This window comes from Streptomyces sp. NPDC039736, from assembly GCF_055596485.1.
The window spans coordinates 41,335-64,505 of sequence record NZ_JBVIUQ010000013.1 but is presented as its reverse complement, the minus strand read 5'-3'; the positions used below and the strand labels follow the sequence as shown (position 1 = coordinate 64,505).

At 72.7% G+C, this 23,171-nt stretch carries 17 protein-coding genes; 7 read left to right on the top strand and 10 right to left on the bottom strand.

The annotated features are described in order from the left end of the window. The first annotated feature begins 141 nt into the window (after window positions 1-141). Window positions 142-687, top strand: coding sequence for a peptide deformylase (def, locus tag ACZ56L_RS31300; protein WP_345225386.1), 546 nt, complete (start codon window positions 142-144; stop codon window positions 685-687). 79 nt (window positions 688-766) lie between these two features. Here def and ACZ56L_RS31295 read toward each other — a convergent pair whose 3' ends face one another. Beyond that, entirely contained in the window at window positions 767-1,420 is a 654-nt protein-coding gene (locus tag ACZ56L_RS31295) for a TetR/AcrR family transcriptional regulator (protein ID WP_345225388.1), read from the bottom strand. A 144-nt stretch (window positions 1,421-1,564) separates the two neighbouring features. Between ACZ56L_RS31295 and ACZ56L_RS31290 the strand changes: the two genes are divergently transcribed. Both ACZ56L_RS31290 and ACZ56L_RS31285 read left to right on the top strand, forming a co-directional pair. Next, window positions 1,565-2,794: an acyl-CoA dehydrogenase family protein gene (locus ACZ56L_RS31290; protein ID WP_345225391.1), complete on the top strand. Its 1,230-nt coding sequence runs from the start codon at window positions 1,565-1,567 to the stop codon at window positions 2,792-2,794. A 157-nt stretch (window positions 2,795-2,951) separates the two neighbouring features. Beyond that, a complete protein-coding gene (locus ACZ56L_RS31285) occupies window positions 2,952-3,395 on the top strand; it encodes a hypothetical protein (protein ID WP_468688960.1) in 444 nt (147 codons plus the stop codon). Window positions 3,396-3,462: 67 nt separating this feature from the next. Here the strand turns inward: ACZ56L_RS31285 and ACZ56L_RS31280 are convergent, their stop codons facing one another. From ACZ56L_RS31280 to ACZ56L_RS31265, 4 genes are all read right to left on the bottom strand, one after another. Beyond that, entirely contained in the window at window positions 3,463-3,951 is a 489-nt protein-coding gene (locus ACZ56L_RS31280; RefSeq protein ID WP_345225395.1) for a glutathione peroxidase, read from the bottom strand. A 713-nt stretch (window positions 3,952-4,664) separates the two neighbouring features. Then, window positions 4,665-5,105 carry a VOC family protein gene (locus tag ACZ56L_RS31275; RefSeq protein ID WP_468688963.1) on the bottom strand — a complete coding sequence of 147 codons (441 nt, stop codon included), beginning with the start codon at window positions 5,103-5,105 and terminating at the stop codon, window positions 4,665-4,667. 184 nt (window positions 5,106-5,289) lie between these two features. Next, entirely contained in the window at window positions 5,290-6,180 is an 891-nt protein-coding gene (locus ACZ56L_RS31270; protein WP_345225397.1) for an acyl-CoA thioesterase, read from the bottom strand. Between the two features lie 24 nt (window positions 6,181-6,204). Then, window positions 6,205-8,718 (bottom strand): DEAD/DEAH box helicase, encoded by a 2,514-nt coding sequence (locus ACZ56L_RS31265; protein ID WP_345225399.1) that lies wholly within the window; start codon window positions 8,716-8,718, stop codon window positions 6,205-6,207. A gap of 161 nt (window positions 8,719-8,879) precedes the next feature. Between ACZ56L_RS31265 and ACZ56L_RS31260 the strand changes: the two genes are divergently transcribed. Both ACZ56L_RS31260 and pip read left to right on the top strand, forming a co-directional pair. Then, window positions 8,880-9,671 (top strand): metal-dependent hydrolase, encoded by a 792-nt coding sequence (locus ACZ56L_RS31260; protein WP_345225401.1) that lies wholly within the window; start codon window positions 8,880-8,882, stop codon window positions 9,669-9,671. Window positions 9,672-9,781: 110 nt separating this feature from the next. After that, a complete protein-coding gene (gene pip / locus ACZ56L_RS31255; protein ID WP_345225404.1) occupies window positions 9,782-10,747 on the top strand; it encodes a prolyl aminopeptidase in 966 nt (321 codons plus the stop codon). 229 nt (window positions 10,748-10,976) lie between these two features. Here pip and ACZ56L_RS31250 read toward each other — a convergent pair whose 3' ends face one another. The 5 genes from ACZ56L_RS31250 to ACZ56L_RS31230 all read right to left on the bottom strand — a co-directional run bounded on the left by ACZ56L_RS31250 (window position 10,977) and on the right by ACZ56L_RS31230 (window position 19,946). After that, complete coding sequence (locus ACZ56L_RS31250; RefSeq protein WP_471067871.1) at window positions 10,977-12,788, bottom strand: ABC transporter ATP-binding protein; 1,812 nt, start codon at window positions 12,786-12,788, stop codon at window positions 10,977-10,979. Beyond that, window positions 12,785-14,617 (bottom strand): ABC transporter transmembrane domain-containing protein, encoded by a 1,833-nt coding sequence (locus ACZ56L_RS31245; protein ID WP_468688968.1) that lies wholly within the window; start codon window positions 14,615-14,617, stop codon window positions 12,785-12,787. Before ACZ56L_RS31245 ends, ACZ56L_RS31250 begins: the two co-directional genes overlap by 4 nt. 326 nt (window positions 14,618-14,943) lie before the next feature. Then, on the bottom strand, window positions 14,944-16,374 hold the full coding sequence (locus tag ACZ56L_RS31240; protein ID WP_471067868.1) for a Gfo/Idh/MocA family protein: 1,431 nt from the start codon (window positions 16,372-16,374) through the stop codon (window positions 14,944-14,946). A gap of 113 nt (window positions 16,375-16,487) precedes the next feature. Beyond that, entirely contained in the window at window positions 16,488-19,451 is a 2,964-nt protein-coding gene (locus ACZ56L_RS31235; protein ID WP_471067865.1) for an FAD-binding and (Fe-S)-binding domain-containing protein, read from the bottom strand. A 42-nt stretch (window positions 19,452-19,493) separates the two neighbouring features. Beyond that, the gene (locus tag ACZ56L_RS31230; protein ID WP_345225416.1) at window positions 19,494-19,946 is read right to left on the bottom strand and encodes a MarR family winged helix-turn-helix transcriptional regulator; all 453 of its coding nucleotides are present in this window, start codon (window positions 19,944-19,946) and stop codon (window positions 19,494-19,496) included. Between the two features lie 118 nt (window positions 19,947-20,064). On the opposite strand from ACZ56L_RS31230, the gene ACZ56L_RS31225 reads away from it, so the two are divergent. Continuing rightward, window positions 20,065-21,915, top strand: a complete 1,851-nt coding sequence (locus ACZ56L_RS31225) for an ABC transporter ATP-binding protein (protein ID WP_401763655.1) — start codon at window positions 20,065-20,067, stop codon at window positions 21,913-21,915. Between the two features lie 437 nt (window positions 21,916-22,352). After that, window positions 22,353-23,165: an endolytic transglycosylase MltG gene (gene mltG / locus ACZ56L_RS31220; RefSeq protein WP_468688974.1), complete on the top strand. Its 813-nt coding sequence runs from the start codon at window positions 22,353-22,355 to the stop codon at window positions 23,163-23,165. Window positions 23,166-23,171 lie beyond the last annotated feature (6 nt).

The window sequence follows — 23,171 nt, the reverse complement described above, 5'->3', positions numbered from 1 at the left end:
ACTTGCCCCAGGTCCACCGGTCAACAGTCCGGGCTCAGCCTATCGAGGTCCCGCCGTACGCCCGAACCGCGGCACCCGTGGGCGAGGGCGCGGACCAGCCTCGACGGTACGGGACGCGCGGCGGAACGTACGCTTACGGCCATGCGACACCGCCCCATTCCCGGCAGTTCCGGCACCGTACGCCCGATGACGCTGCTCGGCGACCCCGTCCTGCACGCGCCGTGCGAGCCCGTCACCGCCTTCGACGCGGCGCTCGCGCGCCTGGTCGAGGACATGTTCGCGACGATGTACGCGGCCGAGGGCGTCGGCCTCGCCGCCAACCAGGTGGGGGAGTCCCTGCGGGTCTTCGTCTACGACTGCCCGGACGACGAGGAGGTGCGCCACCTCGGCCACGTGGTCAACCCGCGTCTGGTGGAGGCGGACGGCTTGGTCGTACGGGGGTCCGAGGGCTGCCTGTCCCTCCCCGGCCTGGAGGCGGGCACCCCGCGCCACGACCATGCGGTGGTCGAGGGCTTCACGGTGACGGGCGCGCCGGTGACGGTCACCGGCACCGGGTTCTTCGCCCGTTGCCTCCAGCACGAGTGCGACCACCTGGACGGCATGGTCTACCCGGACCGCCTCACCGGATGGCGCAGGGCGAAGGTGCTGCGCCGGGCGGGCAGGGCGAAGTGGGGGCGTACGCCGTAGGGCTTCGGCGGGCGGGCGCGGGTCCGTGCGGGGGCGGCGCGGCCGGCCGCGTGGTTCCCGGGACGCGGCTCCGGCCGGCCTAGAAGCCCGGTCCGCCCGGGCGGTCGCCCGCGGCGGCGAGCCGGCCCCACAGGAGGTCGGCGAGGCTGCTCACCAACTCCGCCCGGGAGCAGGGGCGTTCGCCGAGCCACCAGTCGCCCGCCGCATGCATCATCCCGACGATCCCGTGCCCCCAGACCCGGGCGAGCTGCTCGCTGTCGGGCCCGAGGTCCACCCGCTCGGCGATCACCTCGGCCAACTCCTCGCCCATCCGCCGCAGCAGCGGCGCCGAGTGCCGCCCCACGTCGAAACCCTGCTCGGGGGCCGGGGCGGCGGCGTCCTCCGCCGGATGCATCAGGAAGCGGTAGACCTGCGGGCGGGACTCGATCGCCGCGAGGTAGGTGTCGAGGGTCCGCTCCACGCGTTCGCGCCGTCCGGCGGGGGCGTCCAGGGCGGCGCGCAGCGCGGCCAGCAGGGCGTCGGTGTGCCGCTTGGCGAGGGCCCGGTAGAGGCCGCCCTTGTCGCCGAAGTGCCGGTAGAGGATCGGCTTGGTGATGCCGGCCTCGGCGGCTATGGCGTTCATGGAGGCCTGCGGACCGTCCCGCAGGACCACCCGGTCCGCGGCTTCGAGCAGCTCGCGCCGCCGGGCCTCGGCACTCGACCGCTGCGCTGACGCCTGCTGTGTGGACTCCATCGGTGCTCTCCCCGCCCAGGTGATTCCGTTCCGTGACCCCCGCGCAACGTAACACTGCCCGGTGACAGCCGACTGTTGACAGGGGCTACCCGTGGGTAACACACTCGGGGTTACCGCAAGTAACGTGCAGGTGCTGGAGGGGACATGGCCGAGTTCACGCTCGATCTCAACGATGACCAGAAGCAGGTCCGCGACTGGATCCACGGCTTCGCCGCGGACGTGATCCGTCCGGCCGCCGCGGAGTGGGACGAGCGCGAGGAGACGCCCTGGCCCGTCATCCAGGAGGCCGCCAAGGTCGGAATCTACTCGCTCGACTTCTACGCACAGCAGTACTTCGACCCTACGGGCCTGGGCATCCCCATGGCTATGGAAGAGCTCTTCTGGGGTGACGCGGGCATCGCGCTGTCCATCGTCGGCACCGGACTGGCCGCCGTCGGCGTCCTGGCCAACGGCACCGAGGAGCAAATCGGCACCTGGATACCGCAGATGTACGGCGACGCGAACGACGTGAAGGTCGCCGCCTTCTGCTCGTCCGAGCCGGACGCGGGCTCCGACGTGGCCGCCCTGCGCACCCGCGCCGTCTACGACGAGGCCAAGGACGAGTGGGTGCTCAACGGCACCAAGACGTGGGCCACCAACGGCGGCATCGCGAGCGTCCACGTCGTCGTCGCCTGCGTCGACCCCTCCCTCGGCTCCAAGGGGCACGCCTCCTTCATCGTCCCGCCCGCCACCCCGGGGCTCTCCCAGGGCCAGAAGTTCAAGAAGCACGGCATCCGCGCCTCGCACACGGCGGAGGTCGTCCTCGAAGACGTACGCGTCCCCGGCTCCTGCCTGCTCGGCGGCAAGGAGAAGCTGGACGAGCGGCTGGCCCGGGCCCGCGAGCGGGCGGCCAACGGCGGCGGCGAACGCGTCAAGAACGCCGCGATGGCGACTTTCGAGGCCTCCCGCCCGGCGGTGGGCGCGATGGCCGTCGGCACGGCCCGCGCCGCGTACGAGGTCGCCCTCGACTACGCCAAGACGCGCGAGCAGTTCGGGCGCCCGATCATCGACAACCAGGGCATCGCCTTCCAGCTCGCCGACATGCGCACCCAGATCGACGCCGCCCGGCTGCTGGTCTGGCGGGCCTCCTGGATGGCCGTGTCGGGGAAGCCGTTCACGGCGGCGGAGGGCTCGATGTCGAAGCTCTACGCGAGCGAGGTCGCCAAGAAGGTCACGGCCCAGGCCGTGCAGATCCTCGGCGGCAACGGCTTCACCCGCGAGTACCCGGTGGAGCGGATGCACAGGGACGCCGCGATCTACACGATCTTCGAGGGCACGAGCGAGATCCAGCGCCTGGTCATCGCCCGGACGCTGTCGGGCATGCCGATCCGTTAGGGTGCGGGGCCGGCGGGGGCAGGGTGTGCTTCGCTCGGGCGGGGGAGGGGTAGTCCTGCGGCGAGCGGGCACTTGCGGATGCGGTGCGTGAATCCGTACGGCCCCCGCCGCCCCCGAGCAGAAGTGAGTGCACGTCATGCAGGACTGGATCTATTGCGTGAATCCCACCCTGGCGAGCGCGGGCGGCGAACCGGAGACCAAGGAGTACGTGCGTGAACTCGCCGCGACGCGGCCGGAGATGGTGCTGTGCCTGGCCGCGCGCCGCTACCTGGAGCCGGGGGACCGCATCTGGATCTACTTCGCCACACCGGTGAAGGAGATCGCCGCCCTGACAGTGGTGGCGGCCGTCCCGAAGGAGGAGCCGGGGGACGCCCGCTACCCCTGGAAGGTCAGCACCGTACTGAATGCGAAGGCGACCGAGGCCCTCTACGACCGCCCGGTTCCCCTCGCCGCCCTGGCCAACCAGCACCCCCAGGGGGTCATCCGTGCGAAGCCGGCCGACGTGCCGCTGCTCGAAGCGCACGCGGAGCTTCTGAGGGAGCCGGGACAGCGTGGCCCGGCGGGAGCCGAGCGCGGACGGCATGGGCGCCTGTCTCCGTGAAGAAGGCGCCCATGCCGGGGCTCCGGGCCGTGGGCCACTGAGCCGTCGAGCCACTGAGCCGTCGGGGTCAGGCGGGCAGATGGGCTTCGATGGCCGACACGAGCACGGTGTCACCCGGCTCGGTACGCGGGCGGAAGCGGGCCACGGGTGCGCCGTCCGTGCCGATGAGGAACTTCTCGAAGTTCCACTGCACGTCCCCGGCCTCGCCCTCCGCGTCCGCGGTCTTCGTCAGTTCGACGTAGAGCGGGTGGCGGTGCTCGCCGTTGACCTCGGTCTTCTCCAGGAGCGGGAAGGTGACGCCGTAGCTCGCGGAGCAGAAGGCGGCGATGTCCTCCGCGCTGCCGGGCTCCTGGCCCGCGAACTGGTTGCACGGGACGCCGAGGACCGTGAAGCCGCGGTCGGCGTAGGTCTTCTGGAGCTCCTCCAGGCCCGTGTACTGCGGGGTGAGGCCGCACTTCGACGCGACGTTGACGATCAGGACGGCCTTGCCCCGGTGGGCGGACAGGCTCGTCGGCGTGCCGTCCAGTGCGTGCAGCGGGATGTCGTACAGGCTCATGAGCCGCTCCTCCTGTTGCGTCCGGCGGGAATCGTCGGAGACCAGCCGCAGGCTAACCCCCGCGGTGCCCGGGCCGGGCGTCGCCCCCCGGGAGCCCCGAGGCTCCGGGGGCTGCCGAGAGCCCCGGGAGCCCCGGCGGGGAGAGGCCGGGCCCCGCCCCTCGTGCTCCGGGCGTCCTGGTCACCCCGAACGGCACGGGAGCGACGGGCGCCGAGGTGCGGCCGGCGGGGGAGGCCCGGAGGTCCCTCGCGCGAGGCAGGCGAGGGGCGTTGTCAGTGGTGCGTCCTACGCTCGTTCCATGAGTACGGATGTGCGTGATCCGCGCCTGCGCCGGGAGCCGACGGCCGAGTTCGAGCGGCTCGCCGCCGAGGGCCGCCTGCCCGCGCTCGCGCACGCGGTCCTGCGCTCCGCCTGCCGCAACGGGACGGCGACCGGACCCGGCCCGCCCGCCATGGCACTGCTGCGCCCGCTGCCCGACGCCGACCGGCCGGCCCTCGGCCGGACCTGGGCGCACTGGCTGCCGAGGGTCCCACCGCACGGCCCGTACGCCTTCGCGGAGTTCGGCCGCACCCCCGCCCAGGTGCGCTGCGGACTCCTCACCCTGGTCGGCGGCGTCGTCCGCGGCCTGGACGGCGACCTCCTCCGTCGCCCCGGGGCCGGGCGTCACCGTCGGCAACGGCGTCGGCGACGCGGGCATGACGCTCCCCTCCTGCCTATACCGGCACCGGGACCGGGTCCTCGCCGAACACCCACGGGGCGAGGACGACGAGCCAGCCGTCCGGGTCGGCGAAGAGCACCGAACCCCGTGCCGGCCAGTACGGGTTGGCCGCCGGCACGGGCTCGTGCCCGCGCTCGCGCAGCCTGGCCGAGGCCGCGGCGACGGCCTCCGGTCCGCGCAGGTACAGCACGAGCTGGTTCTCCGGGTGGGGCTCCGGTATGCGCGGGGGACTGCCGTGCTGGGTGATCTCCATGTGGACGGGGGCGCCGGGCAGCCCGAACACCACCCCGTCGTGTCCGGAGTGGTCCCGCCAGTCGGCCAGGACCGGAAGCTGGAGGTCGTCCCGGTAGAAGGCAAGGATCGCGTCGTACCGGGCGGTGGGACGGGCGAAGCGGACGGCGCCGACGTCCAGGTGCGAGGGCCAGGTCTCTGTCATGGGGCTGATTGTGCGCGAGGGGCACGCGGTTCGGGATCATCCTCCGGATCCGGTACGGCTCGGCCTTTGGGCCCAGGACCTGCGGGGCGGGGGCGGCCAAGTCCTCCTGATCGGCCCGGCCGTCCGGCGTACCGGCGGCGGCAGGAGTGCCGCCGCCGGTCGCTTCCGGCCTGCCCGGCACCGCTCAGCCGTCGGAGCCCTGGGGTGCTTCGTAGGTGCGGAACAGCCCTTCCTGGACGACCGAGACGAGCAGCCTGCCCTCCCGGTCGTAGATCCGGCCCCGCGCCAGGCCCCGGCCGCCCGTGGCGATCGGGGACTCCTGGTCGTACAGGAACCACTCGTCCGCCCGGAACGGCCGGTGGAACCACATCGCGTGGTCCAGCGACGCGATGTCGAAGTTCCGCGAGCCCCACAGCGGCTCGACCGGCAGGCGCACCGCGTCCAGCAGCGTGGTGTCGCTCGCGTACGCCAGCGCGCACGTGTGGACGAGCTGGTCGTCGCCCAGCGGGCCCACCGCCCGCATCCACACCGCGCTGCGCGGCTCCGCCCCCTCGATCTCCTCGCGCGTCCAGCGCAGGCCGTCCACGTAGCGGATGTCGAAGGGCTGGCGGCGGGCGATGCGCTCCAGCGCGTCCGGGAGCGAGCCCAGGTGGGCGCGGATCTCCTCGGCCACCGACGGCAGCGACTCCGGCGGCGGCACCTCGCGGCGCGGCGGGAGCTGGTGCTCGATGCCGCCCTCCTCCGGCTTGTGGAAGGAGGCCGTCAGGTTGAAGATCGTCCGGCCCTGCTGGACGGCCGTCACCCGGCGGGTGGTGAAGGAACGCCCGTCGCGCACCCGTTCCACCTGGTAGACGATCGGCACCCCGGGGCGGCCCGGGCGCAGGAAGTACGCGTGCAGCGAGTGCACCGGGCGGTCGCCGTCGGTGGTGCGGCCCGCGGCGACCAGCGCCTGGCCCGCGACCTGCCCGCCGAACACCCGCTGGAGGTGCTCCTGCGGGCTGTGGCCGCGGAAGATGTTGACCTCGATCTGCTCCAGGTCGAGCAGATCGACGAGTCTCTCGGCCGGATTCGTCATCGTGAGTTCCTTCGCTGGGTAGGGCTAGAGCTGGCCGACGGACGTGACGCGCACGACCGCGCGCGCCTCCTCGTCCGACGCCGCGAGGTCGACCTCGGCACTGATGCCCCAGTCGTGGTCGCCCGCCGGGTCGGCGAAGATCTGGCGGACCTTCCACAGCCCGTGCGCCGCGTCCTCCTCGATGATCAGCAGCTTGGGGCCGCGCGCGTCCGGGCCCGTGCCCAGGTCGTCGTGCTCGTCCCAGTACGCGTCCATGGCCTCCCCCCACGCGTCCTCGTCCCAGCCGGACTCCGCGTCCAGCTCGCCGAGCGCGTGCACGTTGTCCAGCGCCGCCAGCTCCACCCGGCGGAACATGGCGTTGCGCACGAGGACCCGGAAGGCGCGGGCGTTCGACGTGACCGGCTTGACCTGGTCGGCCCGCTCCTGCGCCTGTTCGGCGGTCTCCACCTCGGGGTTCGCGAGCTGCTCCCACTCGTCGAGCAGCGAGGAGTCCACCTGGCGCACCAGCTCGCCGAGCCACGCGATGAGGTCTTCGAGGTCCTCCGACTTCAGGTCGTCGGGGATGGTGTGCTCCAGGGCCTTGTACGCGCTCGCCAGGTAGCGCAGCACGATGCCCTCGGTGCGCGCCAGCTCGTAGTGCGAGGTGAACTCGGCGAAGGTCATGGCCCGTTCGTACATGTCACGGATGACCGACTTCGGCGAGACCGGGTGGTCGCCGACCCACGGGTGGCTCTTGCGGTACACGTTGTACGCGTGCCACAGGAGCTCCTCCAGGGGCTTGGGGTACGACACCTCCTGGAGGCGCTCCATCCGCTCCTCGTACTCGACGCCGTCCGCCTTCATCTGGCCGACGGCCTCGCCGCGCGCCTTGTTCTGCTGCGCCCCCAGGATCTGCCGGGGGTCGTCCAGCGTCGACTCCACGACGGACACCATGTCGAGCGCGTACGACGGCGACTCGGGGTCGAGGAGGTCGAAGGCGGCCAGCGCGAAGGTCGACAGCGGCTGGTTCAGCGCGAAGTCCTGCTGGAGGTCGACGGTCAGCCGTACGATCCGGCCCTCGGCGTCGGGCGTGTCGAGCTGCTCGACCACGCCGCCGTCGAGCAGCGAGCGGTAGATGGCGATGGCCCGGCGGATGTGGCGGAGCTGCGCCTTGCGCGGCTCGTGGTTGTCCTCCAGGAGGTGGCGCATCGCGTCGAAGGCGTTGCCCGGACGTGCGATCACCGACAGCAGCATGGTGTGCGTGACCCGGAAACGGCTGGTCAGCGGCTCGGGGTCGGAGCCGATCAGCTTGTCGAAGGTGGACTCCGACCAGGCGACGAAGCCCTCCGGGGCCTTCTTCCTGACCACCTTGCGGCGCTTCTTCGGGTCGTCGCCCGCCTTGGCGAGCGCCTTCTCGTTCTCCACGACGTGCTCGGGGGCCTGCGCGACGACGAAGCCCGCCGTGTCGAACCCGGCCCGGCCGGCCCGCCCGGCGATCTGGTGGAACTCACGGGCGCGCAGGGTGCGGACCCGGGTCCCGTCGTACTTGGTCAGCGCCGTGAAGAGCACGGTGCGGATCGGTACGTTGACGCCGACGCCGAGGGTGTCCGTACCGCAGATGACCTTGAGCAGACCGGCCTGCGCCAGCTTCTCCACCAGGCGGCGGTACTTCGGCAGCATGCCCGCGTGGTGCACGCCGATGCCGTGGCGGACGTAGCGGGAGAGGTTCTGGCCGAACTTGGTGGTGAAGCGGAAGTTGCCGATCAGTTCGGCGATCTTCTCCTTCTCCTCCTTGGAGCACATGTTGATGCTCATCAGCGACTGGGCGCGCTCGACGGCCGCCGCCTGCGTGAAGTGCACGATGTAGACCGGCGACTGCCGGGTGTCGAGCAGCTCGGTGAGCGTCTCGGTGATGGGCGTCATCCGGTACTCGTACGACAGGGGGACCGGCCGGGTCGCCGACCGTACGACCGCCGTCGGGCGGCCGGTGCGCCGGGTGAGGTCCTTCTCGAACATCGAGACGTCGCCCAGCGTGGCCGACATCAGGACGAACTGCGCCTGCGGCAGCTCCAGCAGCGGGATCTGCCAGGCCCAGCCCCGGTCGGGCTCCGCGTAGAAGTGGAACTCGTCCATCACGACCTGGCCGATGTCCGCGTACTTGCCGTCACGCAGCGCGATCGAGGCCAGCACCTCGGCCGTGCAGGCGATGACCGGGGCGTCCGCGTTCACCGAGGCGTCACCGGTGAGCATGCCGACGTTCTCGGTGCCGAAGAGCTTGCAGAGGTCGAAGAACTTCTCCGAGACCAGGGCCTTGATCGGCGCCGTGTAGAAGGTGACCTTGTCCTGGGCCAGCGCCGTGAAGTGCGCACCCGCCGCGACCAGGCTCTTTCCGGAGCCGGTGGGCGTGGACAGGATCACGTTCGCGCCGGTGACCACCTCCATCAGCGCCTCTTCCTGCGCCGGGTAGAGGGCGATGCCCTGCCCCTCGGCCCAGGTCGAGAAGGCCTCGAAGAGGGTGTCGGGGTCGGCGTTCGGCGGGAGCTGATCGATGAGGGTCACGCCCCCCATCTTGCCCGGTGCCGGTACGGATCGCGGAACCGGAGGGTATGTGCAAGATCATCCCGGATAGGGTGGCGGACCAGCCCATCGGCGGCCGCGACTCAACTCGGCCGCGCCAGGGAAGAGATGGGGAACACACAACAAATGGGGCGGGAACGACCATGATGGGACCGGCGCACTCACTGTCGGGAGCGGCCGCCTGGCTCGGGGTGGGAGCCGCGGCCGCCGCAGCCGGCCACGCGATGCCCTGGCCGGTGCTCGTCGTCGGCGCACTGATCTGCGCGGGGGCCGCCCTCGCCCCCGACCTCGACCACAAGTCGGCGACCATCTCGCGCGCCTTCGGGCCGGTCTCCCGGCTGCTCTGCGAGATCGTCGACAAACTGTCGTACGCCGTCTACAAGGCGACCCGCACCAAGAAGGACCCGCGCCGCACGGGAGGCCACCGCACGCTCACGCACACCTGGGTGTGGGCCGTGGCCGTCGGCGCGGGCTGCTCGGCGGCGGCCATAGGGGGCGGCCGCTGGGCCGTCCTGGCCATCCTCTTCGTGCACCTCGTGCTGGCGGTGGAGGGCCTGCTGTGGCGGGCCGCCCGGGTCTCCAGCGACGTGTTGGTGTGGCTGCTGGGCGCGACCAGCGCGTGGATACTGGCGGGCGTGCTGGACAAGCCGGGTAACGGCGCGAACTGGCTGTTCGAGGCCCCCGGCCAGGAGTACCTGTGGCTGGGCCTGCCGATCGTCCTGGGGGCGCTCGTGCACGACATCGGGGACGCGCTGACCGTCTCCGGCTGCCCGGTCCTGTGGCCGATCCCCATCGCGGGCAAGCGCTGGTACCCGCTGGGGCCGCCGAAGGCGCTGCGGTTCCGGGCCGGGAGCTGGGTGGAGCTGAAGGTGCTGATGCCGGTGTTCATGCTGGCCGGGGGAGCGGGCGGGGCGGCGGCGCTCGGCTACATCTGAGCCGCCGACCACGCTGCGCGCCGCCGCCCGCCCCGGGTGCGGCGCTACGGTGGGGCCGGGGCGCGCCCGCCCCGCCCCCCGTGCTGTCCGACGCCAGGAGGCCCCGGCCGATGCCCGCTCCGTACCCGGTCCTTCCGCCCCACGACCACGGTCTGCTCGACGTCGGCGACGGCAACCGCGTCCACTGGGAGGTCTCCGGCAACCCCGCCGGCCGGCCGGCCGTCGTCGTGCACGGCGGCCCCGGCACCGGCAGCAGCCCGCGCAACCGGAAGCTCTTCGACCCCGACCGCTACCGCCTGGTCCTCTTCGACCAGCGCGGCTGCGGCCGCAGCACCCCGCACGTCGCCGACCCCACGACGAGCCTGGAGCACAACACCACCCCGCACCTGGTCGCCGACATGGAGAAGCTCCGCGAACACCTGGGGGTGGAGCGGTGGCTGCTCTTCGGCGGCTCTTGGGGCTCGACGCTGATCCTCGCGTACGCCCAGGCCTTCCCGGAGCGCGTGAGCGGGATCGTCCTCGCCGGGGTGACGACGACGCGGCGCTCGGAGACGGCCTGGCTGTACGGGGGAGTGGGCCGCTTCTTCCCGGAGGCGTACGCCAGGTTCCGGGCGGGGGTGCCGCAGGACGAGCGGGACGACCTGGTGGCCGCGTACGCGCGCCGGGCGTCCAGCACGGATCTCGCGGTACGGGACCAGGCGGTGGCGGACTGGTGCGCCTGGGAGGACGCGGTGCTGAGCCTGGAACCGGCGAAGCCGGCCGCCGCGCCCTACACGGGACGCCCGGAGGCGGGCCGGATCTCCCTGGTCCGGATCGCCTCGCACTACTTCGCGCACGGCGCCTGGCTGGCGGAGGGCGAACTGCTGCGCGGCGCGGGCAAGCTGTCGGGCATCCCCGGGGTCCTCCTCCAGGGCCGCCACGACCTGGGCAGCCCGCCGCACACGGCCTGGGAACTGGCCCGGGCCTGGCCCGACGCGAACCTGCACATCTTCGACGACTCGGGCCACATGGGCGGCACGGGAATGGGACAGACCCTCCAGCAGACCCTGGACCGGCTCGGCCGGGCGCCCCGCTAGGGGCGCGGGGAACCGCGCGAGCGACCCACCGCGAAGCCGCGCGGCCGAGCGCTTCAGGCGGAGGGGCGGGGCCGGGGCAGCGCCGCGGGCGACCGGGATTCCGGGCACGGCCCGCGGCGCGCCCGCACCGCAGCGACCCCGCCTGCCCTCGCCCGCCCCCCCGCCCGGCAGCGCACGTCCGCCCGGCCGGGAGCGGGCCCGGGGGGCCCGCACACACCCCCCGCCCGGCCTATCCGTGCCACGACCTCCACAACCCCGCGTACGCCCCCTCCGCCGCCACCAACTCCTCATGGCTGCCCAGCTCCGCGATCCGCCCGTCCTCGACGACCGCGATCACGTCCGCGTCGTGCGCGGTGTGCAGCCGGTGCGCGATCGCGATGACCGTCCGCCCCTCCAGCACCTTCGCCAGCGACCGCTCCAGGTGCCGGGCCGCCCTCGGGTCCAGCAGCGACGTCGCCTCGTCCAGCACCAGCGTGTGCGGGTCCGCCAGCACCAGCCGGGCCAGCGCGATCTGCTGCGCCTGGGCCGGCGTGAGGGCGAAGCCCCCGGAGCCGACCTCGGTGTCCAGCCCCTCCGCGAGCCCCTGCGCCCATCCGTCCGCGTCCACCGCGCCCAGCGCCGCCCACAGCTCGGCGTCCTCGGCGCCGACCCTGGCCAGCCGCAGGTTGTCCCGCAGCGAGCCGACGAACACGTGGTGCTCCTGGTTGACCAGCGCCACGTGCGCCCGCACCCGCTCCGCCCGCATCCGGGACAACTCCGCCCCGCCGAGCGTGAGTTCCCCCGTGCGCGGCGCGTAGATGCCCGCCATCAGCCGCCCCAGCGTCGACTTCCCGGCACCCGAGGGGCCCACCAGGGCGACCCGGGTCCCCGGCGCCACGTCGAGCGTCACCCCGTGCAGGACGTCGACGCCCTCCCGGTACCCGAAGTTCACCTCGTCCGAGCGCAGCCGCCGGCCGTCCGGGGCGAGGGTCTCGTCCCCGGCGTCCGGCTCGATGTCGTGCACCCCGACCAGCCGGGCCAAGGACACCTGGGCGACCTGGAGTTCGTCGTACCAGCGCAGGATCAGGTTGACCGGGTCCACCAGCATCTGCGCCAGCAGCGCTCCGGTCGTCAACTGACCCACCGTCAGCCAGCCCTGGAGCACGAACACTCCGCCGATCACGACCGACCCGCACAGAATGGTGACGTGGGTGGCGCTGACCACCGGGAACAGGACGGTGCGCAGCCACAGCGTGTAGTTCTCCCACGCGGTCCACTCCCGCACCCGCTGGTCGGACAGCGCGACGCGCCGCTCGCCGAGGCGGTGCGCCTCGACGGTGCGGCCCGCGTCGACCGTCTCGGTGAGCATCGCCGCGACCGCCGCGTACCCCGCCGCCTCCGAGCGGTACGCCGAGGGCGCCCGCTTGAAGTACCACCGGCAGCCGGTGATCAGCACGGGCAGCGCCAGCAGCACGGCCAGGGCCAGCGGCGGCGCGGTCACCGTCAGACCGGCGAGCAGCAGCACCGCCCACACCACGCCGATGGCGAGCTGCGGCACGGCCTCCCGCATCGCGTTCGCGAGTCGGTCGATGTCGGTGGTGATGCGGGAGAGCAGGTCACCGGTGCCCGCCCGCTCCAGCACGCCCGGCGGCAGGCCCACCGAGCGGACCAGGAAGTCCTCGCGCAGGTCGGCGAGCATGCGCTCGCCGAGCAGGGCGCCGTTCACCCTGGTCTGCCGTACGAAGAAGGCCTGGACCAGCAGCGCGGCGGCGAACAGTCCCGCCGTGCGCTCCAGTCGCAGGTCCTTCGCGCCCTCCGTCAGATCCTCGATGATCCCGCCGAGCAGGTACGGGCCGGCCATCGACGCGATCACCGCGAGGGTGTTGAAGCCGATCAGCGCGGCGAAGGCCTTCCGGTGCCGCCGCAGCAGCCCGGTGACGTAGTCGCGCACGGTCGCCGGGCTGCCCACCGGCAGCGTCGTCGCCGACTCGGGGGCGGCCGGGTCGTACGCGGGGGGAGCCACCCCGATGCTGGGGGCGCCCTTGGCCGTCGTGGCGCTCATGCCGATTCCTCGATCTCTTCTCGTACGGTCGTCTCACGGGCCGACAGTTCGTGTATCCGCGCGTCCGGGGCGGCCTCGTCGTCCGTCTCACGCGTGACGACCGCCCGGTAGCGCGGCTCGGTGCGCAGCAGCTCGCGGTGGTCGCCGACCGCCGCCACCGTCCCGTCGTGCACGAACACCACCCGCTCGGCCTGGTCGAGCAGCAGCGGGGAGGAGGCCAGGACCACGGTCGTACGGCCGGACCTGAGCCGGGAGACACCCGCTGCCACCCGGGCCTCGGTGTGCGAGTCGACGGCGGACGTCGGCTCGTCGAGGACCAGCACCTCGGGGTCGGTCACCAACGACCGTGCCAACGCCAGGCGTTGGCGCTGGCCGCCCGACAGCGACCGGCCGCGTTCGGTGATCCGGGTCTCCATCGGGTCGCCGTCCCCGGTGGCCGACGCCTGGGCGAGCGCCGCGAGGACGTCCGTGCACTGCGCCGCGTCGAGGGCCTCCGCCGCGGACACCTTCCCGGACGCGGGTACGTCCAGGAGTTCGCGCAGCGTGCCCGAGAGCAGCACCGGGTCCTTGTCCTGGACGAGGACCGAGGACCGCGCCGCGATGAGCGGCAGCTCGTCCAGGGCCACCCCGCCCAGCCGCACGGACGCGAGCTTCTCCGCACCGTCCTGCGCCCCCGCCGGATGCCCGCCGAGCCGCTCCGCGAGCCGCCCCGCCAGGTCCGGGTCCCCGCACACCACGGCCGTGAACACCCCCGAGGGGGCCAGCAGCCCGGTCACCGGGTCGTACAGGTCGCCGGTCGGCGACTGCGCGGCCTCCTGCCCGTCGCCGGGCGCGGTGCGGCGCAGGGCCAGCACCCGGGCCGCCCGCTTGGCGGACGGCTTCGAGAAGCTGTAGGCCATCGCGATCTCCTCGAAATGGCGCAAGGGGTACATCAGGAGCGTCACCGCGCTGTACACGGTGACCAGTTCGCCGACGGTCACCGTGCCCTGCCGGGCGAGCCCGGCCCCGTACCAGACCACCGCGACGAGCAGCAGACCCGGCAGCAGCACCTGGACGGCGGCGATCAGCGCCCACATCCTGGCGCTGCGGACGGCGGCCTTCCGGACCTCCTGGGAGGCCTCGCGGTAACGCCCGAGGAAGAGCTCCTCGCCGCCGATGCCGCGCAGCACGCGCAGGCCCGCGACCGTGTCGGACGCCAGCTCCGTCGCCCTGCCCGCCTTCTCGCGCTGCACGTCGGCCCGCGCGGTGGCCCGGGGGAGCAGCGGCAGCACGGCGAGCGCCAGGGCCGGGACGCCGACGGCGACGACCACGCCCAGCGCGGGCTGGTAGACCACCAGGCCGACACAGACGACCACGAGCGCGAGGACGGCGGCGGCGAACCGCGACAGCGCCTCGACGAACCACCCGATCTTCTCGACGTCACCCGTGGAGACGGCCACCACTTCGCCCGCCGCGACCCGCCGGGTCAGCGCGGCCCCCAGCTCTGCCGTCCTGCGCGCCAGCAACTGCTGCACCCGCGCCGCCGCCGTGATCCAGTTGGTGACCGCCACCCGGTGCAGCATCGTGTCGCCGAGCGCGAGCGCCACCCCCATCAGCACCAGCAGCCCCGCACCCAGCGCGAGCCCCTTGCCGGACCGGTCGACGACCGACTGCACGGCGATGCCCACGCCCAGCGGCAGCCCCGCCACGCCGAGCTGGTGCAGCAGTCCCCAGCCCATGGCCCTGACCTGTCCGCCGAGCTGGTTGCGTCCCAGCCACAGCAGGAACCGGCCCCCGGAGCGGACGTCGGGTTCGCCGGGATCGTGATACGGAAGATCCTTGATCTGCATGAATTCCTACGGGTCGGCGCGCCGCCGGTACACGGCGGGGTGCGGGTGCGGACGACGGGGGACGCGGACACGGGCGACGGCGGAGCGGAACCGGTCCGCCGCCGCAAACCGTGCAAGGTTCGCGCTTTTCGAGGCCCGCGGGCAATCGAATTACCCGCAGGCCCCCACAGAACCCGCCAAAAAGTCCGCGCCCCGCCGCCGGCCGGGACCGGCGTTCCCGCCGGTCCCGCGACCCACCCCGGTCGCAGCGCGCCACGCACACCGGGGACGGCGCGGCCACCCGGCAACCGGGCCGGGCCCGGCAGGGCCCGGCCCGGTTCGCCGCCTCAGGCCTTCGGCTTCGCCGAGTCCACGCCCGGCCGCGCCTTCTTCCACTCGCCCCGGGTGAAGTCCGGGATCTGCTGCGGGGCGCCCTTGGCCCGGATCGACAGATGGCTCAGCGGCACCGGCGCCGTCCACACGGCGGCGTCGTACACGTCGAAGTCCGGCACCAGCCCGAGCTGCATGCACTGCATCAGCCGGAACAGCATCAGGTAGTCCATGCCGCCGTGGCCGCCGGGCGGGTTGGAGTGCTCCTTCCACAGCCAGTGGTCCCACTCGGCGTACTTCTTGAAGTCGTCCCACTGGTCGTTGGTGTTGGCGGGCTCCAGATAGATCCGCGGCGGGTAGTCCTCGAAGAGGCCGAGCGTGCCGCCGAGGCTGTTGATCCTGCTGTACGGGTGCGGGGTCGACACATCGTGTTCGAGGCGGATGACGCGGCCCTTGGCGGTCTGGACGAGGCTGATCGTACGGTCGGACTCGATGTACGACTCCTTCCAGCTCGGGTCGCCCGGCGGCATGTGCTTCTTGCGGTACTCGGCCAGGCCCAGCGCGGGGGAGCCCACGCTGACGACGCTCACCGCGCGGTCGCCGCGGTTGACGTCCATGTAGTTGCCGACCGGGCCGAAGCCGTGGTTGGGGTAGAGGTCGCCGCGCAGCCGGGTGTGCCACAGGCGGCGCCAGGGGCCCTCGTAGTAGTCGGGGTCGAACATCAGGCCGCGCAGGTCGTGGTTGTAGGCGCCCGCCCCGTGCAGCAGGTCGCCGAACAGGCCCGCGTGCGCCATCCGCAGGACGCGCATCTCGTTCTTGCCGTAGCAGCAGTTCTCCAACTGCATGCAGTGGCGTCTGGTGCGCTCGGAGGTGTTGACCAGGTCCCAGATCTCGTCCATGCGCATGGCGAGCGGACACTCCACGCCGACGTGCTTGCCGTTGAGCATGGCGGTCTTGCACATCTCGTAGTGGAAGTCCCACGGGGTGGCGACGTACACGAAGTCGATGTCGCCGCGCTTGCAGAGGTTCTTGTAGTCGTCCTCGTTCTTCGCGTAGACGGCCGGAGCCGGCTGGCCGGCCTTCACGACCTTCGCGGCCGCCTTCTCCGCCTTGGCGCGGACCGGGTCGCAGACGGCCACGACCTTCACGTTCGGCAGGGCGAGGAAGAGGTCGATCATGCCGTCGCCGCGGTTGCCGAGGCCGATCATGCCGACGCGGACGGTGGAGCGCCGCTCGAAGGGGACGTTCGCCATGGTCTTGCCGTGGCGCCGGGGCGCCTCGTCGGGGGCCGGGGCGGCGTGCGCGGTCCCGGCCGCGCCGAGCATGCCGCCCGCGCCGAGGCCGAGCCCCGCGCCGACCGCGCCGGCGCTGCGCAGGGCGGAACGGCGGGTCACACCGTCGGGCCCGGGGGTGTCGTCAGGGGTCGGTGTCGCCGTGTCGTCGTACATCGGACCTCCGTGAAAGGCAATCAGGTGTCGATCACCCTCACGGAGGGTCCGGGTGGGGCACAAGGGGCCCGTGGGTAAAGGGATTTGCACTTGTTGGACTTGTCTTCCGCGGTTCATGGATTCTTGTGCGGGGAGGTTTGCAGGCCCGTCCCGCCCGGTCGGGTGGCGCGCTCCAGCTCCAGCAGTACGGAGCGGTAGGGGTGTCCCGTGGCGTGGTCCATGCCGACCTCGCACATCCGGTTCGCCGAGAGGTACGCGTCGTACTCGCGCCGCCCCACCTCGGCGGCCTCCCGGGCGGTGGCGGACTCCGTCAACTCCCGGTGCAGCAGCCCCCGGTCGCCCGCGAACGCACAGCACCGCAGGTCGTCCGGGACCACCACCTCCTCGGCGCACGCCTCGGCGACCCGGCGCAACTGCGCCTCGTCGCCCAGGTGCTGCATCGAGCAGGTGGGGTGCAGCACCGCGGACGCCACGGTGCGGTGCACGGTCAGCTCCGGCAGCAGCTCCTCGGCGGCCCACACGACGGAGTCCACGACGTCCAGCTCGGCGTGCAGCTCCCGGTTCTCCTCGGTGAGGTACGGCACCACCTCGTGCGCGATGCCCAGCGTGCAGGACGACGCGTCGACGACCAGGGGGAGCCGGCCGCCGGCCGTCCAGCCCCAGGCCGCCTCGACGATCCGGTTGGCCATCACGGTGTTTCCGTCCGCGTACCCCTTGGAGTGCCAGATGGTGGCGCAGCAGGTGCCGCGCACGTCGGCGGGGATCCACACCGGCTTTCCGGCGCGCGCCGACACGGCCACCACCGCCTCGGGGAGCGAGGGCCCCGGGTGCCCCTTCGGGCCGCCGAAGATGCGGTTGACGCAGGCCGGGTAGTACACGGCGTGCGCCGCGGACCGGGAGGTGCGGGGCAGGGTGCGGGCGGCGGCGCCCGGGATCTCCGGGAGCCACCCCGGGACGAGGTCGGGGCGCACCGCCTTACGGGCGAGGCCCGTCACGGAGGTCAGCAGCCGGTCGGAGATCCTGTCCGCGGCGGCCACCGCGAGGCGTGCCGAGGCCTCCACCGCCGCGAAGTTCCGCGCGGCGAGCGCCGCGACGCGCTCCTCGCGCGGCGAGTGCCTGCGGTGCCGGAAGTCCTTCATCAGCGCGCCGGTGTCGATGCCGACCGGGCAGGCGATCCTGCAGGTGGAGTCGCCCGCGCAGGTGTCCACGGCGTCGTACCCGTACGCGTCGAGGAGCTCGGCGCCGACCGCCGTGCCGGCGGGCTGGCGCATCAGCTCCCGGCGCAGCACGATGCGCTGGCGCGGGGTGGTCGTGAGGTCGCCGCTGGGGCACGTGGGCTCGCAGAAGCCGCACTCGATGCACGGGTCGGCCTCGGCCTCGACACGAGGGATGGTCTTCAGACCGCGCAGATGGGCCTCGGGGTCGCGGTTGAGGACGACCCGCGGGGCGAGCACGCCGTCCGGGTCGATCAACTCCTTGGTGCGCCACATGAGGTCGGTGGCCGCCCGGCCCCACTCCAGTTCCAGGAAGGGGCTCATGTTGCGGCCGGTGGCGTGCTCGGCCTTGAGGGAGCCGTCGAAGCGCTCGACCGTCATCCGGCAGAAGTCGTCCATGAAGTCCGCGTACCTGCGGACGTCGGCGGGGTCGCCCGCGTCGAAGGCGAGCAGGAAGTGCAGGTTGCCGTGGGCGGCGTGCCCGGCGACGGCGGCGTCGAAGCCGTGCCTCTCCTGGAGGCCGAGCAGCGCCTCGCAGGCCTCGGCGAGCCGGGCGGGCGGAACCGCGAAGTCCTCGGTGATCAGCGTCGTACCGGACGGGCGGGCGCCGCCGACCGCCGTGACGAAGGCCTTGCGGGCCTTCCAGTAACCGGCGGCGGTCGCGGCGTCGCGGGTGAAGGCATTGGTGACGGAGGGGACGGGCGCGACCAGGTCGAGGCGGCCGAGCACCTCGGCCGCCGCCCGCTCGTGGGCCTCCCGGCCCGCCTCGTCGGGGGCCCGGAACTCCACGAGGAGCGCGGTCGTCTCCTTCGGCAGGTCCGCCCAGTCGGCGGGGACGCCCGCCACGCTCACCGAGGCGCGCAGCGTGTTGCCGTCCATCAGCTCCACGGCCCGCGCACCCGCCTCGTTGAACAGCGGCACGGCGGCCGCGGCGGCGGACAGCGTGGGGAAGAACAGCAGGGCCGAGGAGAGGTGGCGGTCCAGCGGGAGCGTGTCGAAGACGACCTCCGCGATGAAGGCGAAGGTGCCCTGGGAGCCGACCATCAGCCCGCGCAGGATCTGCACGGGCGTCCCGCCGTCCAGGAAGGCGTCGAGCCGGTAGCCGCTGGTGTTCTTGAGCTCGTGCTTGGCGCGGATGCGGCGGACCAGTTCCGGATCCGCCTCGATCTCCCGCTTCAGTGCCAGCAGGCCCTCGCAGAGCGCGGGTTCGGCGTGGGCCAGGTCCTCGTCGGCGTTCGGGTCGGCCGTGTCGACGATGGTGCCGGACGGCAGGACGAAGGTCAGCGACGCCAGGGTGCGGTAGCTGTTGCGGGTGGTGCCCGCGGCCATCCCCGACGCGTTGTTGGCGACGACCCCGCCCAGCGTGCAGGCGACGGCGCTGGCCGGGTCGGGTCCCAGGACGCGGCCGTGCCGGGCGAGCGCGGCGTTGGCGCGGACGACCGTGGTGCCCGGCCGGACACGGGCGCGGGCGCCGCCGTCGAGCACTTCGACGCCCGACCAGTGGCGCCGCACGTCGACCAGGATGTCCTCGCCCTGGGCCTGCCCGTTGAGCGAGGTCCCGGCGGCCCGGAAGACCACCTCGCGGCCCTTGCCGTGCGCGTACGACAGGACCGCCGAGACGTCGTCGACGTCCTCCGCCACCACCACGACCTGCGGCACGAACCGGTACGGGCTGGCGTCCGCCGCGTACCGCACCAGGTCGGAGACCTTCCACAGCACCTTCTCCGCGCCGAGCAGCGCGCTCAGGTCCCGGCGCAGCGACAGCGGCGTGCCCTCCGCGAGCGCGGCGGGCACCCGGTCGGGGGCGGGGGCCTGCGGGGCGGCCGGGGCCAGGGCCTCCGGCTTCGGCTCCAGGAGCGGCATGGGGCGGGTCCTCTCGCGGCTGCGGCGGTACGGCGGCCCCGCTCAGCAGGGCGGCGGGCCCCCGTCCACCAGGGTGGACAGCAGACCGCCGAGGACCTTGCGCTCGTCGGCGGCCAATGGAGCAAGGATGTCCTCCACGGCGTCGCGGCGCGCGCTGCGCAACGCGTCCAGGGTGTCGCGGCCGGCGGCGGTGAGCTCGATGCGGACCGTCCGGCGGTTCTGCGGATCGGGCACCCGGCGCACCCGGCCCTGCTGCTCCAGGCCGTCCACCAGCGTGGTCACCGCGCGCGGCACGACCTCCAGGCCGCGGGCCAGGTCGGTCATCCGCGGCGCGGCGCCGTCGCGCAGGCAGTAGCGGGAGACGACGCGCAGCAGGCGGGCCTGCCCGGGGGTGATGCCGATGGGCTCCATCTGACGCTTCTGGGCGCGGTGCAGGCGCCGGGTCAGCCGCAGCAACTGCTCGGCGAGCAGGCCGTCATCCGAATGTGTGCTCATGCCGGGAACAATAACAGGACCAAGTGCATTGTGAGTATAGGTAACAATCAACTAGGCTCGATCGAAAAGACATGAATCCGCACCGCCCGTCCTGACACCCGCACCCCCGAGGGAGCCCATGCACCCCGACCGCCAGCTGACCCCCGAAAAGCTCTGGACGCCACCCGATCCGGAACCGGGCGGGCAGCAGCCGCCCGCCGAGGTCCGCCGCATCCTGCGGCTCTTCCGCCCCTACCGCTTCCGGCTCGCCCTCGTCGGCCTGCTCGTCGGCGCGTCCTCGCTGGTCGGCGTCGCCTCGCCGTTCCTGCTGCGCGAGATCCTCGACGTCGCCATCCCCCAGGGACGCACGGGCCTGCTGACCCTGCTCGCCCTCGGCATGATCGTCACCGCCGTCATGACGAGCGTCTTCGGCGTCCTGCAGACCCTGATGTCGACCACGGTCGGCCAGCGCGTCATGCACGACCTGCGCACCGCCGTCTACGCCCGGCTCCAGCGGATGTCGCTCGCCTTCTTCACGCGCACGCGCACGGGCGAGGTCCAGTCCCGGATAGCCAACGACATCGGCGGCATGCAGGCCACCGTCACCTCCACCGCGACCTCCCTGGTCTCCAACCTGACCGCCGTCGTCGCCACCGTCGTCGCCATGCTCGCCCTCGACTGGCGGCTCACGGTCGTCTCCCTGCTCCTGCTGCCGCTCTTCGTGTGGATCAGCCGCAAGGTCGGCCACGAGCGCAAGAAGATCACCACCAAGCGCCAGAAGCAGATGGCCGCCATGTCCGCCACGGTCACCGAGTCCCTCTCGGTCAGCGGCATCCTGCTCGGCCGCACCATGGGCCGCTCCGACTCCCTCACCAGGAACTTCGCCGAGGAGTCCGAGCGCCTCGTCGACCTCGAGATACGGTCCAGCATGGCGGGCCGGTGGCGCATGTCCACCATCGGCATCGTGATGGCCGCGATGCCCGCCGTCATCTACTGGGCGGCCGGCCTGACGATGAACGCGGGAGCGCCGGTGGTCTCCCTGGGCACGCTGGTCGCCTTCGTCTCGCTCCAGCAGGGCCTGCTGCGGCCCGCCGTGAGCCTGCTCTCCACGGGCGTCCAGATGCAGACCTCGCTCGCCCTCTTCCAGCGCATCTTCGAATACCTCGACCTGCCCGTCGACATCACCGAGCGCGAGAACCCGGTCCGGCTGAGCGCCCCCCGGGGCGAGGTCCGCTTCGAGAACGTCGACTTCGCGTACGACGCGGCGTCCGGCCCCGCCCTCACCGGCATCGACATCACCGTCCCGGCGGGCGGCAGCCTCGCCGTCGTCGGCCCCACCGGTTCCGGCAAGAGTACCCTCAGCCAGTTGGTGCCCCGGCTGTACGACGTGACCGGCGGCCGCGTGACCCTCGACGGCACGGACGTGCGCGACCTGGACTTCGACACGCTGGCCCGCGCGGTCGGCGTCGTCTCCCAGGAGACCTACCTCTTCCACGCCTCCGTCGCCGACAATCTGCGCTTCGCCAAACCCGACGCCACCGACGACGAACTGCGGGCCGCCGCCGAGGCCGCCCAGATCCACGACCACATCGCCTCGCTGCCCGACGGCTACGACACCCTCGTCGGCGAACGCGGCCACCGCTTCTCCGGCGGCGAGAAGCAGCGCCTGGCCATCGCCCGCACCATCCTGCGCGACCCGCCCGTGCTGATCCTGGACGAGGCCACCAGCGCGCTGGACACCCGTACCGAGCACGCGGTGCAGCAGGCCATCGACAGCCTCTCCGCGGGACGCACCACCATCACCGTCGCCCACCGCCTCTCCACGGTCCGGGACGCCGACCAGATCGTGGTCCTGGACGGGGGCCGCATCCGCGAGCGCGGGACGCACGAGGAACTGCTCGCCCGAGGCGGCCGCTACGCCGCCCTGGTGCGCAGGGATGCGCGGTTGACCACGAAGGCCGCCACCCCGGACGTCCTGGCCGCCCCGTGACGGGACCGGCCCCGTGCGCGGGACCGGCGGTGTCGGCGGGCCCGCGGGACCCGTCCCGGACATGCGGCGGCGCCGCCCCTCCCCTGGGACGGGGGAGGAACGGCGCCGTGGCGGGACCTCGGTCAGACCATCCAGCCCAGGAAGTGGAAGACGCCGGCGAGGAGGTCGGTGATGAGGTTCATGATCTGGGTTCTCCTTGTGCTGCGGCACCCGTGTGCCGCGTACTCGTACATGTGTGGGACAACGCGCGAACACGGTCTGCAGCCCGTCGCTTGCGCCCCGTAAGCATCGTGCGCCACAAGGGAGTTGAGCAAGGAAAGCCGGTACGATCACGCGTTCCAGCGAACACCCGATCCCCTGTTCGTGTGTTCCAGGGGATGCACCCATCAGGCCGAGGCGACAGCCGCACGCCGTCGCCCCCGGGTTAGCGTTCCGGTATGGAGTTCGAGTCCCGGGAAGTCCCGCCCCCGACGACGCGCCGCGGGTCGCGGCGGGGCGGCCGCATGATCGTGCTGGTGTGCACCTTCGTGGTGCTCGGCCTGGTGGCGGGGGCGGTGGTGCTGTTCCTGCTGTGGAAGAGGGAGAGCGGCCACGCCACGTCCCTGACCGTCCCCGAGGGCTGGCGTTCCGCTCAGGTGTACGACGCCGTGGACCGGGCCGTCGGGGCGGAACCCGGCACCGCGAAGAAGACGGCCGCCACCGCGGACCTGGGTCTTCCCGCCGCGGCCAAGGGCAACCCGGAGGGCTATCTGTTCCCGGCGACGTACCCGGTGAAGGACGGCGCCACGGCGCAGAGCCTGCTCACGTACATGGTGAAGACGGCGAAGGAACGCCTGGGCACGGGCCCCGGCGCGCACCGCGACCTGGTGATCGCCAGCATCGTCCAGGCGGAGGCGGACACCCCGCAGGACATGGGCAAGGTGGCCCGCGTCATCGACAACCGGATGGTCAGGGACATGCCGCTGCAAATGGACTCGACGCTCAACTACGCGATGAACCGCAGCACGCTCGACACCACGCACGAGGACACCCGGCTCGACAGCCCGTACAACACCTACCAGCGCAAGGGTCTGCCGCCGACCCCGATCGGCAACCCGGGCCTGGACGCCCTGCGCGCGACCCGCACGCCCCCGCCCGGGGACTGGCTGTACTTCGTCACGGTCAAACCGGGCGACACGCGCTTCACCCACGACTACGAGGTCCAGAAGCGGAACGTGGCGGAGTTCAACGAGAACCGCCGGAGGTCGTAGCACTCG